Source organism: Shewanella insulae (assembly GCF_009831655.1).
GTDB lineage: Bacteria > Pseudomonadota > Gammaproteobacteria > Enterobacterales > Shewanellaceae > Shewanella > Shewanella insulae.
Map to the genome: position 1 here is coordinate 540,992 of NZ_WRPA01000001.1, position 14,301 is coordinate 555,292.

Consider the following 14,301-nt stretch of genomic DNA (forward strand, 5'->3'; position numbering starts at 1 on the left):
AGAAATGGCCGGGCATTTTGCCCGGCCAAGGTCTTAAGCTAATGTAAATTTTATCGAGATGCAATCATAATGGTTAGCACTATTTGATGCCCAGGGCACTGAAGGTCTCATCGCTTGGAAATCCGTCGGCCACCAGACCAATACTGCGCTGAAAGGCCTGCAGGCCGGCGCGGGAGTTGACCCCGAGCACACCATCAGGCTTGCCCACCTCATAACCCTTCTCGTTGAGTTTGGCCTGCAGCAACTTAAGCTTGGCGCGACTGATGTTATCGTGTTTCGGTGGCGCCACATGCAGGTGCGCACCGCCATTGATGCGATCGGCCAGATGCCCTACCGCGATGGCGTAAAACTCTGAGCGGTTCCAGCGCATGATCACATCGAAATTGCCATAGCCTAAGAATGCGGGGCCCGTATGCCCTGCCGGTAGATAGAGCGCGGCTTGCATGTCCGGCGTAGACAGAGCTCGACCATTAGCCTGAGTCAGCCCTAAACCGGCCCAGGTAGTTAAACTTTGTTTATCTTTACGCCCCAGATGACGAAAATCGTAATCCTTAGGCAGGGAGACCTCACGCCCCCAGCGCTCATTGCGCACCCAACCCAGATTATTCAGGAAGTTGGCCGCCGACGACAAGGCGTCCTCAGTGCTATTGAATAGATCGGCCTTGCCATCACCGTCCGCGTCCACCGCATACTTGGCATAGGCCGAGGGCATAAACTGGGTGTGTCCCATGGCACCGGCCCAAGAGCCCTGCATCTGCTTATTGTCAAATTGGTAGGCCTCTTTAAGCTTCAACGCCTGAATCAATTCACCGGTAAAATAGCTGCTGCGTCTCGGGTCGCAGGCAAGGGTTGTCAGGGAATCGATAACCGGCATCTTGCCCTTATAGGAGCCGAAATTGGTCTCCAGTCCCCAGAAGGCCATTAGATACTGAGGCGGAATGCCATATTCTTGCTGCAGCTTATGTAGCAATGGGCCGTGCTTCTTCAGCAGACGACGCCCCTCCTTGACCCGCCAGTCGGTGACACGCTTGGAGAAATAGTTATCAAAGGTCTGACTAAATTCCGGCTGCTTCTTATCCAGCTCTATCACCCGCGAAACATACTTCACCTGGCCCAAGCCCTCTTCCACCGTCTTATTCGACACCCCGGCGGCGATTGCCTTCTGCTTGAGGCCACTCACACAGGTATCGAAATCTTGGGCGAGCGCGCTAAGGCTTGGCAAGCCGGTTGCCAGTATCAGGGATGCAAAGGTGAACAATTTTTTCAAAATAAAGACTCCAAGAGAAAGCGGCTAAAAAAATAAGAAACTTAATGATCTGCAGCCGGTGAGAAACCAGACCTTCCTCAGACATGATAACGACTCGAGGCACTTATACTAAATGATTTATGATTAATTATTCGAACTTAGACCAGTTTGCCCCATGGGCGTATAAATAGTGGGCTGGTCGGTTGATCTAACCCTTGGCTCATTAGCCACATCGCGTATAATGGGCTCGATTTTACCCTTTCTAAGAGAACTCACATGACAGACAGCAATCCCGTTTTAGCAAGCTTTATCGACAACGTAAAAGAGCAGCAAGCCGTTTGGGGCCTTCAGGATGAGACAGGCGAAGGTTGGGTCGTGTGTGACTCCTCAGAATATGAAGAGACGGACGTGATGCCGTTGTGGTCAAGCGAAGCACAAGCCAAGGTACACTGCACAGAAGAGTGGCAGGGCTATCAGCCGGCTCCCATCCCACTAGAAGAGCTGCTGGAATACTGGATTCAAGATCTGCACGATGACGGAGTGTTAGTGGGTATCGACTGGGTTGCCGAGCAAGAGTGCCTAGAACTAGATCCTATTACCCTAGCCAAGAGCCTGGTCGACATAGAGCAAGAGTAAGGCTTGATCCAACTCGCTCGCCAACTTGTAGACAGGGGCTAACCCTTGTCTACAAGCCTGCCCTTAGTCGACATTCCTTTCGACAGACGCCACACCTGTTGGTTCTGCGACGAGCCCTGTGCTCACCAATTTGACTATCACGCCTTAGGGCACTGCCCTCACCCCTCTTTGGCGGTTCCCGCCTGTAAAGAATGCCTGCAGATCGCCGAGAAGGCACCGCTCAGCTCCATCTGGGACTGTCACAGCGCGGTAAAAGACGAGTTGATGCGCCGCTATGCCAAACACCTGGCCATAGGCGAAAACTGGACCCAAGAGGAGCTCGAAGAGTCAGACTTTAGCTGTAAGGTGTTCGAAGGCTTTAAGAAGAGCGCCTGGTTCATGTACCAGGTTGCCAAGGCGCGGGTGAGCGTTGCGCCCTGGCCCCTCAGCCTCAAGGGGATCCCCCTAGAGACCGCTGGCTACGGCGGCGGGTTTGAGTTCGACGGCGTGCTATTTTCCTCCGTCGCTAAGGCAGTTGAACATTACGCCAAGATGTTGGGGCTGGATAAGGCCTTTCTGCATCAGCTTATCGCCGCAGTGGGCCGCGAGCGCTTTGGCTACGCCGTTCGCATCGCCAGGATCAATATCGTCTCTACCCCAGCCGTCAAACGTCAGGTATTAAGGGACATCCTTGATGAGCAGGCCCAGGACGCTGAATAGCTTGACGGTGACCAGCTAATCGTCAACTAAAGATAAGCAATGTAACTAATTTGTCCGTTCGGGCAACTGCGCCCGCAAGCGCTCCTGCACCACATCCACCAACAGATCCGGCTGAAACTTAGAGATAAAACGGTCGCACCCCACCTTCTCCACCATGGCGTTGTTAAAACTGCCACTCAGAGAGGTGTTAAGGGTTATAAAGAGATTCGCCATCCGCTTGTCATTGCGTACCTCATAGGTGAGGCGATAACCGTCCATCTCGGGCATCTCGGCATCGGTGATCAGCATGAGTATCTCTTGATTAATATCACGCCCCTCATCGCACCAGCGCTTCAATAGCTTAAGCGCCTGCAGGCCATCCGAGGTCTCTATCACCTCGATACCCAGCGGGGCGAGCGTGTCTTTCACCTGACGGCGAGCCGTGGCCGAATCATCGGCGATTAAGATCTTGCGACCTATCATCTTATCCACCAAGGCCTGATCCAGAACACCTTCCGAAATGGCGATATCATAGTGCACTATCTCGGCCAGCACCTTCTCGACATCTATGATGGAGACCAGACGTGTCGCGCCATCCACCTCCACCTTGGTAATAGCAGTCAGATAGTTGTGGCTACCGGTACTCTTAGGCGGCGGCATGATGTCGCTCCAGGTCATGTTGATGATATGGTCAACCTTGCCCACCATGAAGCCCTGCACACTGCGGTTATATTCTGTGATGATTAGGTTGGCTTCCTGGTCGGCATTCATGGGCTGAAAACCGATGGCGGCGCGCAGATCGATGACGGGAATCGAGGTACCACGAATATTGGCAACTCCCTTTATGCTAGGATGGCTACCGGGCAAGGCACTCAGTTTAGGCAGCTTAACGACCTCTTTGACCTTAAACACATTGATCGCAAACAGCTGCGTCGCATTGATACGAAACAGCAGAAGCTCGAGACGGTTTTCACCAACCAACTGAGTTCGTTGATCGACACTCTCTAGCACTTTAGCCATACAATTCTCACTACGTCTTGATGTGACTGACGCGATACGCCATTAATTATAGCCATGATCCCCGGATTTCGACGCGACATCAAGACCCAGAGATCACAGCTTTAACATGTTTATCCATTATTGAGCGCAACCGGTGCTACCGGCACGATACGAGAGCCATTCTTCACCACTATATCCATGATTTTTAAATGTAACTCTTCCGATGCCAACTGAAAGGTGGGAAAGCTCTTGGTGCCGATATAGGCCAGCACATTGACCTGTAGCCCGTGTAGACCGAAGCCCTTGAAGGTGACCCTGAGGGGCTCTTTGAGCACCAGCTCGTGCTCCTCTAGCATGGCTTTGATCTCGGCGACAATCGCCTTGAGCTGCTCCGAGGTAGTCACCGCATAGTCGAGACGAATATCTGCCTTGAAGCGGATCTTCTCTCGCTGGGAGATATTCTCGATCTCCATCTCCACCAATTTGGCATTGGGCACATGAATCAGTGTCCTGTCCAGGGTGCGGATCTGGGTGCAGCGCAGGCCAATCTCCTCGACTGTGCCACTAATGCTACCGAATTTACACAGGTTACCCACCTTGATAGGCGCCGCCGAATAGAGGGTAATGGTACCGATAAAGTTTTCGATGGACTGCTTGGAGGCGAGTGCGATGGCGATGCCGCCAATCCCCATACCGGCAATGATGGCACTGGCATTAAAGCCTAAATGCTCGAGCCAGAGCAGCACAGCCATGATCACGAAGATCACTCGCAGGAAATTGGTCAGTGGCCGCAACAAAGAGGCCGCCTGATCTTTACCCTGAGCTTTCCAGCGTTTCTTCAGGCCCTGCTGGAATATCCCCATGGCACTCCAGCCAAACCAGATGATGGCCGACACCAACAGAAAACCGGTATCTATCATCTCGATCGCCGCCGGGGAGATGCTGCTATGGGCCACCCAGGCTCTTACCAATAGCACGGCCGCCAGCAAACGTAATGGCCCGGCGACGATATAGGCAAGCTCCTCTTTAAGCTCATATTGGGTCAGCAGGATCAGCTGCTTAATGATCCAGGTAACGGGCACCATCACCACAAATGCGGTGATCAGATAGGCCAGTAACAGGGTCCATTCCCAGAGGTTAACGTTAAACCAACGCCCCTCGGGAACATGATTGACGAACCACTCGGCCACAGGCCCATACCCCAGGTTTTCATATAGTTGAGGCACCTTAGCCACGGTAGCATTTGACACCTTCCAGATGCTGCTGCCGTTATTGGGTACCCGCTGCAGATAGAGGGCTATCTGATCGCTTTGCAACCTTACCCGACCGAAGAGATCCCGATAGGCAGGCAGCTGATCGTTGTCCAGTCCCTGAGGCGTGTCGTTAAGCTGGCCTAAATCGAGCCAGAGATTACGCTCTATGATGACCTGCAATTGCTTGGCATATTCGGCGCCGCGTTTGGCCGACATCCCCTCGGGCAGGTAACGCAGATCGAGATACTCTGCCGCCTTCTCATAGTCCTGCTCATAAACGGCCGCCATAAAGCCTTCCACCGAGCCCCTTGGCGTGTCACGTTGCAGGCTATCTTTGTATTCATAATGTTCAACCGAGCGTACAAACTGGCTCTGACCAGTGTCTGCGGCGGCGTCATTTAACGCTCCCACCAGGCTATTTGGCGCCGCACTCCAAGCCGTGCCAACAAAAAAGCTCACCACCAAGCTCAACGAGCAAACAAATAAGCGCATCCCAATCCCCTTAATTGTTAACAAGCGCCTAGAAATATTAGCATTTATTCCCGACAGGCACTGTCGAAACGAAACACAAGCACAGGGCTTTCATCCCGATGACACAGGCAAAGCAACAGGATTGATTAAATATTGACAACTTGGCTACCAGGACTATAATGCGTGAGTCCTGCAGTACCCTGCTTTATTAGTTTTTCTGCCTTTCGTTTTGCATCGCTAGACTCTAAGTCATTGCATAGTCATCGCATCTAACAACTCGCAGCTAGCTCGTCACACTATTGTCATTTATTGATGATTTACTGTGTCCAATCCGGTGAATAGTCCTCGTATAGGACCTAAGCAAAGGTTTTAGCGAGGTAGATCACTTGATTATTAAAATTAAGCTGGGTAGTCTCAGAAAGGATTTAATTCATCTTTCGCAACAGCTAAGGATCTATTATTTGCTAAATTTTTACTGCCACATGGCAGTCTCAGTAATAAGGAGTATGACCTATGTCGTACAAAGTAAACGGTCATGAGATCACGGTAAACTTTCCGGTGGACTCAATTTCAGTCAACAAATCCTCTATCGCATTTACCGATAGCCTAGGAAAAAACAAACAAACTTTTGCTAAGCGTACCGACGCCCTGCAATTTATGAAATGGTTGCTCTCAAGCAACAAATAACCCCCACGCTATTCGATACACCTCCTCTCACACGTATCGAAGGTTGCTAAGGCAACAAGTAGGATTGACCTCATTCGTCAACGACTCAGCAGGTAACATTTGGCTCAGGTTGTCCCCCTTTCACAGGTACCGACCTGGCCAAATGACATATATCACTCTCCCTTATACCAATCCTAGTAAATAACTACTCATGCTAGCTTGTTAAAACGCCCGGTAACCTCGTTAGCATTTTTGATTCTAGAATGACTACTTATCAAAAAATTCAGCCTTGTTCTCAAACGTTTTTCCTGGGCCTTTTTCTGATCACTCACTTACTGTGATTGGTATTAGCTCACCAAACTTACGCCTATACCTGGGCAGCATAGATTCATTACCCAGCAAGCCCCCTTGGTGCAGATAGAGTACGGGCGCGTCTAGCCCTTGTTGCCAGAGATGTTTGAGGCAGAGCCAGCCCAGGGGATCATAGAGCAGCTCAAACTCTATCCCCGTCGACTTAAGTTCATGCCAGATCTGGTAAAAATCATGGTACAGCTTACCAAAATGATAACGCTTGGCGGCAGGAACGATATGAGGGTGCAGACTCTCATCTTGCTCGAGCTCGAAAAATTGCTTGGTGAGATAATCATCCCCCCCCACCACGGCGCAGGTCATGACGCTGATGCTGGGGTCTATGGTTTGAAACTGTTTCTGCAGATAGAGCGCCGTGGTGCCTGTCCCCGAGGGCAGAAACACCACCAGCTCACTCAGCTGCTCTGCCACCTTCCAGCCAGCTATCTCATTGGCGAGCCGGGATACACCCGGCTCGGCAAAGGCGCAGCGGCCCCCTTCCGGAACAAACAACTGCTCGTCGCTGCCCGTTAGCACACGTTGCCTTATATAGCCTTCACAATCCAGGCCATCTCTGTCGACGACATTGCTTAGATCTATGATGTTGGCGCCATTAGCTAACGCTGCGCGGTAATTACCGCTAGGATGCCCCGTTAGATAACTCGGCAGATGATCTACGTAGTAATCCAGCTGCCACCCCTTAAGCTTGGCCAGGGCCGATAGCGAATAGAGAGAATTTGCCTGGGGCGAGCCATAGCCAATCAGCCGCCTCACAGAAGGAAAGTCATTCTCGAGAAAATAGGCGAACTTGCGCGCCTTATTTCCGGAAAACTCGGGATGCAGAAGATCGTCGCGCTTCACATAGACCTTGTGCAGCCAGATATGAATCGTCTCTACGGGCGTGTGGCTAAGCTTCATGTTATCGAGCCTGAATCAAATGACGGGCCAGAGTGTACACCCTTTAACGGCAAATGCGTAATTTGACCGACTTTTGGCATAATATGTCAACAAGCCAATACCGCATCTAAAGAAAATCATTTAAAAACATACAAATATAAAATGGCATGGTTTTCGCTTATACCTTGATAGATCCAATTTAAGGCCGATGCCTTAACAAAGATAAAAAGCATTACAACAAGGAGCACTTCATGGCACTACTGCGCTTAATCTTTAATATTGCCTGGTTTATTTTAGGCGGCTTCGTGATGGGACTGGCCTGGTGGCTGGCCGGCTTACTCTGCTTCATCAGCATCATAGGCATCCCCTTTGGCCGCGCCTGTTTCGTGATTGGCGAGATGGCCTTCTGGCCCTTCGGTCAACAAAACGTGAGTCGTCGTGCGCTGCAAGGGGTCGATGATATAGGCACAGGGCCCCTCGGCATGGTGGGAAATATCATCTGGTTCCTGCTATTCGGGATCTGGCTCGCCATAGGACATATCACCCATGCACTGGCCTGTTTTGTCACCATCATAGGGATCCCATTTGGTATTCAGCACCTGAAATTGGCGCTGCTGAGTCTGACTCCCATAGGGCAGACAATCACGGCCAAGGCTTAACAGCCTAATTTCTTGAGGCATTAGTTACTTCGAAAGTAGCAGCGAAATGAGCGCCTACTGCGGGCTATAGGCTTTGCAGATAGGCCTCCAAGATCTGTTCAACTTGGATGCGGGCCAGTCCCGCATTGTATATCGCCCGCCACCTTTGCCCCTCAGGAGTATTTCTAAAGGCGACATAGAGCTGCTTCGATTCCAATAGCTGCTTATTAAACTGTAACTTGGCCTTAAGCCCCTTCAGATGAGGCTGCTCTATAAGGTATTGATAGACATAGAAATCCATTACGGCTCCCTGCACACGCCCCGTGGCCACCTTACGTATATTGTGCTCGTCCGAGCTGACCAGCTCCACCGGCTGAGCGCCGATGGCAATCATCTCATCGAGCTCCTGGGTATTCACATAGTCTCTGACCACACCTAAGGTATAGGCATTAAGATCCTGCACTCGCGACCAAGTGATCGGATGCAGGCTATGTTCCAGGATCCCTAATGGACTCTGGCCCATGGCGTCGGAGAAGATAAATTTATCGGTAGGATGATGGTACTCGGGGAAGTAGCCATGATAGCCAGAATCGTCTCGAGTCACCACGCGAATGGTGCGACTCCAAGGAAAATAGTCCACATGGAGGTCATGGCCCATTGCCGCTAACGCCGCTCTGGCCACCACCACACAGGCACCGCCATCCTTGAGGGTCGGCCCCGAATAGGGAGGCCAATTCAATGAGGAGAGTTTAAGCGTATCGGCCTTGGTTACAGACGAAGCAAATGCCGCAAACATCAATAACAAAATACCAGGTAACAAGGCCAGCCCTATTCGCCTTGCGATGCGCACGTAAAAATAACTATTTCTCTCCAACACCCTCCCCCCAAATCACGAGCTTGCCACGCTCCTTAGCAGGCTAATATCCTTTTGTTACACATTTTCACTGGCATAGATAAACAAGATGATGCAAAACAAGTATAGGAGAGACGGTCAAACTATTGAGGTGTTTATGCTGAGAAAATCTTTAATCACTGTCATTGGCGGTTCACTTTGTTTACTAGGATTGGCACTGGTGATCCTCCCCGGCCCAGCCTGGTTACTGCTGCCCATAGGGCTTGCCGTCTTGAGTCTGGAATACCACTGGGCCAGAGGCTGGCTAAAGAAGAGCCAGAAACAGATGAGCCGCAGCGCCGCCTGGCTAGATGTTAAGCTGCGTGACTGGCGTTACAGCCGCTAAGGCTCATCGAATTCGATAGGTGCCAGCCTACGCTGGCTAAACTAGCGTCAGGCCAGATCAAGCTTGCCGGAGCCTCCCTCATAACCGCTACGGGCCAGCACATTGAGCCGCTCTAAGATCGCCAACAGCACACCTTGCCGGCGCATGTTTTCCATAACCCCACGGCTGAACTGCTCTAGGCGACTCATAGCCGTCAAGAGTAGCTTGCACTGATAAAAGCTCGCCTCGCGAATATAATCTGGCTTATCGACCAGATGAACATGCCGATACCACTCCTGCCAACTAAGGTTATCGAATAACAACCCCCGCTCGGCAAGCTGCTTCATAAAGCCCTGCATCGTCATCTGATCACTCTTAGGCTCGCCAAGTGCAAACTGCTTGGCATATTGAGAATAGAGATCTGCTATCTGCATGGATATTGTGCGTTTCATATCATCTCCCCTTTGGCCTAACTAAACCTCCAAGTCGCCGACGCTTTGAAGAAGCATAGTGGCCATACCATGATAAATTCAGTGGCTTAGCTTTACGTTACTCAAGCAATGCTGAATATAAGCTGAATACCCTAAAAGCAGGTTGGCTAGACAATAGGTAAGCGAACCCATATGCTACGGGAATTCGCAATGATTGCGCTGGAGAGAACAAATGAAGAAATACAGCACAGGAGTTGGCCTGGTTCTACTCGGGTTATCTATCGGTTTTTCGCCGTTGACCCTGGCCAAAAACGATAAGCATGAGCACGGCGCTAAAGCCCATGTCAGTAAGGGCCATAATGAGAAGAGTCTGCCACCAGGACTGCAGAAGAAGCTTGCCCGCGGCGAGCCGTTGCCACCGGGTTGGCAGAAGAAGCTGCACAAGGGCGACTACCTGTCTGATGACTATTATGATCGCGGCAAGATCCATGTGCCTATCGACCGTGACGGCAACATCACCATAGATATCGATGGCACCTTTATTAAGCTGCACGACAAGACACGTCGTATCCTAGATATAATCAACGACTAGATATCATTAACGACTAGCTTTCACCTAAGACCTGCTTTCACCTAAAACTTAGGTTCACTAAAGCCAGTCACACAAAAAAGCGAGCCTAATGGCTCGCTTTTTAGATCAATAAGAATCACCGGCTTTAACGAGCCGCCTGTGCTTGATAAAGCTCAAACTCCTCCAGGATCAGGCTGGTAAATAGCCGGCCGGCACGCCCCAAGGGGCGCTCCATGGTCGACACCAGCTGAGGCGTAAAGCTGTAACGACTGCCGCCAAGAAAATCCAGCTCCTGTAACTCGCCGCTTGCCAGCTCCTCTTTAATCAAAAAATCAGGCATCCAACCAAAGCCTAAGCCCATCAGCAGGGCGTTCTTCTTCATGATAAAGCCAGACAGATAAAACACCTTGTCGCCACCAAATTGCAGCTCGTCGCTGTGGATCTTGCCAGGGGAAGAATCTTCTATGGTCAGCTCCACATGTTGCAGCAGCTCAAACAGGCTAAGCTCCTTAGCCTTGGCCAAGGGGTGGGAGTGGCTCACTACCAGTATGCTATTGATGTCGGGCAGCGGCTGCGGCCGATAGTTAGGCCCGGTGCGATAGTCTTTCACCAACATGAGATCGGCATTATCCCGCTCGAACCTGTGTTGTACCCCGCCGAGGAATTCCATGTTGAGCTGGATCTTGGTGGGGATCTTATGCTCAGACACCCGCTTCAGCGCCCGCATGATGGGCTCCATGGGCAGGGAACCGTCCACCACTAGCTCGAGTTTCGGCTCCCAGCCTTCACTGAAACGGCTGGCTAAATGTTCAATGTTGCCAAGGTATTGCAGCAAGCGTTTGCCTTCGGCAAGGATCACCTTGCCCTCGGGGGTTAATTCGGCGCGATACTGATCCCGACAAAATAGCTTTACACCCAGGTGTTGTTCCAGCTTCTTCACCTGATAACTCACCGCCGACTGCGCCTTATGCAATCGCTCGGCAGCCTTGGAAAAGCTGCCCTCTTCCACCAGAATCGACAACACCCTAAAGGCTTCCACATCGATCTTCATCTCACTTCCTCGGCGTAAACAAAAGACAACCATCTAAATTTTAGATTAAGTTAAGCTATTTATTATTCTTTTTTTTGTTCATGCCAGCAACTAAATTGTTACTTAGATCACATAAACATAAGTGTGCCCGCTAAAGCACCCAAGGAAAGAAGCCATGCCATTTTATGTAAGACAGGGGGAGATCCCCCATAAACGCCACATCACCTTCAAGAAAGAAAATGGTGAACTCTACCGGGAAGAACTCTTTTCTACTCATGGCTTCTCCAACATCTATTCCAACAAGTATCACCACAACATGCCGACCAAGGCATTAGAGGTGAGCCCGTTCGAGGTCAATCATGGCCACACCTGGCAAGACACCTTGATTCAGAACTATAAGTTGGACGCCAAGCAGGCAGACCGCGAGGGTAACTTCTACTCGGCGCGCAACAAGATCTTCTTTAACAACGACGTGGCCATGTACAGCGCCAAGGTCACCGAGGCCACCGAAGAGTTTTACCGTAACGCCTACGCCGACGAGGTGATCTTCGTCCACGAGGGCCAAGGCAAGCTCTACAGCGAATATGGTGTGCTAGAGGTGAAAAAATGGGACTACCTGGTTATCCCGCGCGGCACCACCTACCAGCTTAATTTTGACGACTACAGCCAGGTGCGCCTGTTTGTGATCGAAGCCTTCTCCATGGTAGAGGTGCCTAAGCACTTCAGAAACGAGTACGGACAGCTTTTAGAATCCGCCCCCTATTGTGAGCGCGACATACGCGTCCCTAGCCTGCAGGAAGCAGTGGTCGAGAAAGGCGCCTTCCCCTTAGTGTGTAAATTTGGCGACAAGTATCAGCTGACACAACTCGAGTGGCACCCCTTCGATCTCGTGGGCTGGGACGGCTGCGTCTACCCCTGGGCATTTAACATTCAGGATTACGCCCCTAAGGTAGGTCAGATCCACCTACCGCCGTCGGATCACCTGGTGTTTACCGCCCACAACTTCGTGATCTGTAACTTCGTGCCGCGCCCTTACGACTTCCATCCCCAGTCGATACCAGCGCCTTACTATCACAACAATATCGACAGTGACGAAGTGCTCTACTATGTCGACGGTGACTTCATGAGCCGCACCGGCATCGAGACCGGCTACATGACATTGCATCAGAAAGGTGTGCCACACGGCCCACAACCAGGCCGAACCGAGGCCTCGGTCGGCAAGAAAGAAACCTACGAATACGCGGTGATGGTCGATACCTTCGCCCCACTGCAGCTAACCCAACATGTACAAGGTTGCATGAGTAAGGACTACAACCGCTCTTGGTTAGAAGACTAATACCGTCGGTACACACCGAATCACAATGAATAGCCAGACAAGTCACCAAAGAGTGACTGTGGTTGTAACAAATTGAACGAGGATACTCACATGGCAAGCGAACAAAATCCACTGGGATTACTGGGCATCGAATTTACCGAGTTTTGCACCCCGGATCTCGACTTTATGCACAAGGTCTTCATCGACTTTGGTTTTTCTAAGCTGAAGAAACATAAGCAAAAAGATATCGTTTACTACAAGCAAAACGACATCAACTTCCTGCTAAACAATGAGAAAAGCGGCTTCTCTGCCGAGTTTGCCAAGAAGCATGGCGCAGCCATCAGCTCTATGGGCTGGCGCGTAGAAGATGCCAAATTCGCCTTCGAGGGTGCGGTTGCCCGTGGCGCCAAGCCTGCCGGTGACGAGGTGAAAGATCTGCCTTATCCTGCTATCTACGGCATCGGCGATAGCCTGATCTACTTTATCGACACCTTCGGTGCTGACAACAACATCTACGCCACCGACTTTGTCGATCTGGACAAGCCAGAAATCGTACAAGAAAAAGGCTTTATCGAAGTCGACCACCTGACCAACAACGTCTACAAGGGCACCATGGAACATTGGTCAAACTTCTACAAAGATATTTTCGGCTTTACCGAGGTACGTTACTTCGACATCAAGGGCTCGCAGACGGCACTGATCTCCTATGCCCTACGCTCACCCGATGGCAGCTTCTGTATCCCAATCAACGAAGGTAAAGGCGATGACAGAAACCAGATCGATGAGTACCTGAGAGAATACGACGGCCCAGGCGTACAACACCTGGCGTTCCGTAGCCGTGACATCGTTGCCTCGCTGGATGCGATGGAAGGCAGCTCGATTCAGACCCTGGATATCATTCCTGAATACTACGACACCATCTTCGAGAAGCTGCCTCAGGTAACCGAAGACAGAGAGCGCATCAAGCATCACCAGATCCTGGTGGACGGCGACGAGAACGGCTATCTGCTACAGATCTTCACCAAGAACCTGTTCGGTCCTATCTTCATCGAGATCATCCAGCGCAAGAACAACCTTGGCTTTGGCGAAGGCAACTTCAAGGCGCTGTTCGAATCGATCGAGCGCGATCAGGTCCGTCGCGGCGTACTCTAATCACCCGCTCATACAGAGCCCTGTGACAACAGAAAACCAGCCTTATCGGCTGGTTTTTTTGCTTTGCAGCCGGCTAATAAATCACTACACTAGCCTGCCCAGTCACTCATTCATCACACCACAAGATGTCAGATCATATTCTTATTGCCGTTTTTCTGCCCACCTTCTTCTTCGTCTCCATCACACCTGGGATGTGTATGACGCTGGCGATGACCCTCGGCATGAGCATAGGGGTGCGCCGCACCCTGTGGATGATGATAGGCGAGCTAGTCGGCGTGGCCCTGGTGGCGGTGGCCGCCGTGATGGGAGTCGCCGCCATGATGCTAAACTATCCGCAGATCTTCGAGGTGCTCAAATGGGTCGGCGGCGCGTATCTTGGCTATATTGGCATTCAGATGTGGCGTGCCAAGGGCAAGATGGCAAGCCTGGACAATCAAAGTACACAGATCAGCAACCAGGCCTTGATCTCACAAGGCTTCGTCACCGCCATCGCCAACCCCAAGGGCTGGGCATTCATGATCTCTCTGCTGCCGCCATTCATCGATGTAGAGCGCGCGGTGGCGCCGCAGCTGAGTCTGCTACTGATGATCATCATGATGACAGAGTTTGTCAGCATGTTGGCCTACGCCAGCGGCGGCAAGTCGCTTAAACTGTTTCTGGCCAAGGGTGATAATATCAAGTGGCTCAATCGCATCGCGGGATCCTTGATGATAGGGGTCGGGTTCTGGCTAGCGCTAGGCTAGGCTTAACTTA

At 51.3% G+C, this 14,301-nt stretch carries 16 protein-coding genes; 9 read left to right on the forward strand and 7 right to left on the reverse strand.

The annotated features are described in order from the left end of the window. Positions 1–79 precede the first annotated feature (79 nt). Entirely contained in the window at positions 80–1,267 is a 1,188-nt protein-coding gene (locus GNT65_RS02375; RefSeq protein ID WP_160793501.1) for a lytic murein transglycosylase, read from the reverse strand. Positions 1,268–1,522: 255 nt separating this feature from the next. On the opposite strand from GNT65_RS02375, the gene GNT65_RS02380 reads away from it, so the two are divergent. Then, positions 1,523–1,882: a DUF2750 domain-containing protein gene (locus GNT65_RS02380; protein WP_160793502.1), complete on the forward strand. Its 360-nt coding sequence runs from the start codon at positions 1,523–1,525 to the stop codon at positions 1,880–1,882. Between the two features lie 45 nt (positions 1,883–1,927). Beyond that, entirely contained in the window at positions 1,928–2,581 is a 654-nt protein-coding gene (locus GNT65_RS02385) for a hypothetical protein (protein WP_160793503.1), read from the forward strand. A 45-nt stretch (positions 2,582–2,626) separates the two neighbouring features. Here the strand turns inward: GNT65_RS02385 and GNT65_RS02390 are convergent, their stop codons facing one another. Both GNT65_RS02390 and GNT65_RS02395 read right to left on the reverse strand, forming a co-directional pair. After that, positions 2,627–3,580 carry a chemotaxis protein CheV gene (locus GNT65_RS02390; RefSeq protein WP_160793504.1) on the reverse strand — a complete coding sequence of 318 codons (954 nt, stop codon included), beginning with the start codon at positions 3,578–3,580 and terminating at the stop codon, positions 2,627–2,629. 110 nt (positions 3,581–3,690) lie between these two features. Beyond that, positions 3,691–5,304 (reverse strand): mechanosensitive ion channel family protein, encoded by a 1,614-nt coding sequence (locus tag GNT65_RS02395; RefSeq protein ID WP_160793505.1) that lies wholly within the window; start codon positions 5,302–5,304, stop codon positions 3,691–3,693. A gap of 492 nt (positions 5,305–5,796) precedes the next feature. Between GNT65_RS02395 and GNT65_RS20495 the strand changes: the two genes are divergently transcribed. Beyond that, entirely contained in the window at positions 5,797–5,970 is a 174-nt protein-coding gene (locus tag GNT65_RS20495; RefSeq protein WP_011865944.1) for a hypothetical protein, read from the forward strand. A gap of 303 nt (positions 5,971–6,273) precedes the next feature. Here the strand turns inward: GNT65_RS20495 and GNT65_RS02400 are convergent, their stop codons facing one another. Beyond that, entirely contained in the window at positions 6,274–7,215 is a 942-nt protein-coding gene (locus GNT65_RS02400; RefSeq protein ID WP_160793506.1) for a 1-aminocyclopropane-1-carboxylate deaminase/D-cysteine desulfhydrase, read from the reverse strand. Between the two features lie 230 nt (positions 7,216–7,445). On the opposite strand from GNT65_RS02400, the gene GNT65_RS02405 reads away from it, so the two are divergent. Further along, positions 7,446–7,853, forward strand: coding sequence for a YccF domain-containing protein (locus GNT65_RS02405; RefSeq protein WP_160793507.1), 408 nt, complete (start codon positions 7,446–7,448; stop codon positions 7,851–7,853). A 64-nt stretch (positions 7,854–7,917) separates the two neighbouring features. On the opposite strand, the gene GNT65_RS02410 is transcribed toward GNT65_RS02405, so the two are convergent. Next, positions 7,918–8,628 (reverse strand): substrate-binding periplasmic protein, encoded by a 711-nt coding sequence (locus tag GNT65_RS02410; protein WP_160793642.1) that lies wholly within the window; start codon positions 8,626–8,628, stop codon positions 7,918–7,920. A 214-nt stretch (positions 8,629–8,842) separates the two neighbouring features. Here GNT65_RS02410 and GNT65_RS02415 point away from each other — a divergent pair, with 214 nt between their 5' ends. After that, on the forward strand, positions 8,843–9,070 hold the full coding sequence (locus GNT65_RS02415) for a PGPGW domain-containing protein (protein ID WP_160793508.1): 228 nt from the start codon (positions 8,843–8,845) through the stop codon (positions 9,068–9,070). Positions 9,071–9,117: 47 nt separating this feature from the next. Here the strand turns inward: GNT65_RS02415 and GNT65_RS02420 are convergent, their stop codons facing one another. Further along, the gene (locus GNT65_RS02420) at positions 9,118–9,501 is read right to left on the reverse strand and encodes a DUF6508 domain-containing protein (RefSeq protein WP_160793509.1); all 384 of its coding nucleotides are present in this window, start codon (positions 9,499–9,501) and stop codon (positions 9,118–9,120) included. Positions 9,502–9,712: 211 nt separating this feature from the next. On the opposite strand from GNT65_RS02420, the gene GNT65_RS02425 reads away from it, so the two are divergent. Next, positions 9,713–10,072 (forward strand): hypothetical protein, encoded by a 360-nt coding sequence (locus GNT65_RS02425; RefSeq protein WP_160793510.1) that lies wholly within the window; start codon positions 9,713–9,715, stop codon positions 10,070–10,072. A gap of 124 nt (positions 10,073–10,196) precedes the next feature. Here GNT65_RS02425 and GNT65_RS02430 read toward each other — a convergent pair whose 3' ends face one another. Continuing rightward, the gene (locus GNT65_RS02430; protein WP_160793511.1) at positions 10,197–11,102 is read right to left on the reverse strand and encodes a LysR family transcriptional regulator; all 906 of its coding nucleotides are present in this window, start codon (positions 11,100–11,102) and stop codon (positions 10,197–10,199) included. A 154-nt stretch (positions 11,103–11,256) separates the two neighbouring features. Here GNT65_RS02430 and GNT65_RS02435 point away from each other — a divergent pair, with 154 nt between their 5' ends. From GNT65_RS02435 to GNT65_RS02445, 3 genes are all read left to right on the forward strand, one after another. After that, on the forward strand, positions 11,257–12,417 hold the full coding sequence (locus GNT65_RS02435) for a homogentisate 1,2-dioxygenase (RefSeq protein WP_160793512.1): 1,161 nt from the start codon (positions 11,257–11,259) through the stop codon (positions 12,415–12,417). 90 nt (positions 12,418–12,507) lie between these two features. Continuing rightward, on the forward strand, positions 12,508–13,548 hold the full coding sequence (hppD, locus tag GNT65_RS02440; protein ID WP_160793513.1) for a 4-hydroxyphenylpyruvate dioxygenase: 1,041 nt from the start codon (positions 12,508–12,510) through the stop codon (positions 13,546–13,548). Between the two features lie 125 nt (positions 13,549–13,673). Further along, positions 13,674–14,291 (forward strand): LysE family translocator, encoded by a 618-nt coding sequence (locus tag GNT65_RS02445; protein WP_160793514.1) that lies wholly within the window; start codon positions 13,674–13,676, stop codon positions 14,289–14,291. The last annotated feature ends 10 nt before the right edge of the window (positions 14,292–14,301 follow it).

Bases quoted from the DNA above. Each gene is read 5' to 3' on its own strand.
- GNT65_RS02395 (WP_160793505.1), bottom strand. From the start codon at position 5,304: ATGCGCTTATTTGTTTGCTCGTTGAGCTTGGTGGTGAGCTTTTTTGTT.
- GNT65_RS02415 (WP_160793508.1), top strand. From the start codon at position 8,843: ATGCTGAGAAAATCTTTAATCACTGTCATTGGCGGTTCACTTTGTTTA.
- GNT65_RS02435 (WP_160793512.1), top strand. From the start codon at position 11,257: ATGCCATTTTATGTAAGACAGGGGGAGATCCCCCATAAACGCCACATC.
- GNT65_RS02390 (WP_160793504.1), bottom strand. From the start codon at position 3,580: ATGGCTAAAGTGCTAGAGAGTGTCGATCAACGAACTCAGTTGGTTGGT.
- GNT65_RS02405 (WP_160793507.1), top strand. From the start codon at position 7,446: ATGGCACTACTGCGCTTAATCTTTAATATTGCCTGGTTTATTTTAGGC.
- hppD (WP_160793513.1), top strand. From the start codon at position 12,508: ATGGCAAGCGAACAAAATCCACTGGGATTACTGGGCATCGAATTTACC.
- GNT65_RS02410 (WP_160793642.1), bottom strand. From the start codon at position 8,628: ATGTTTGCGGCATTTGCTTCGTCTGTAACCAAGGCCGATACGCTTAAA.
- GNT65_RS02380 (WP_160793502.1), top strand. From the start codon at position 1,523: ATGACAGACAGCAATCCCGTTTTAGCAAGCTTTATCGACAACGTAAAA.
- GNT65_RS02400 (WP_160793506.1), bottom strand. From the start codon at position 7,215: ATGAAGCTTAGCCACACGCCCGTAGAGACGATTCATATCTGGCTGCAC.
- GNT65_RS02430 (WP_160793511.1), bottom strand. From the start codon at position 11,102: ATGAAGATCGATGTGGAAGCCTTTAGGGTGTTGTCGATTCTGGTGGAA.
- GNT65_RS20495 (WP_011865944.1), top strand. From the start codon at position 5,797: ATGTCGTACAAAGTAAACGGTCATGAGATCACGGTAAACTTTCCGGTG.
- GNT65_RS02425 (WP_160793510.1), top strand. From the start codon at position 9,713: ATGAAGAAATACAGCACAGGAGTTGGCCTGGTTCTACTCGGGTTATCT.
- GNT65_RS02420 (WP_160793509.1), bottom strand. From the start codon at position 9,501: ATGAAACGCACAATATCCATGCAGATAGCAGATCTCTATTCTCAATAT.
- GNT65_RS02445 (WP_160793514.1), top strand. From the start codon at position 13,674: ATGTCAGATCATATTCTTATTGCCGTTTTTCTGCCCACCTTCTTCTTC.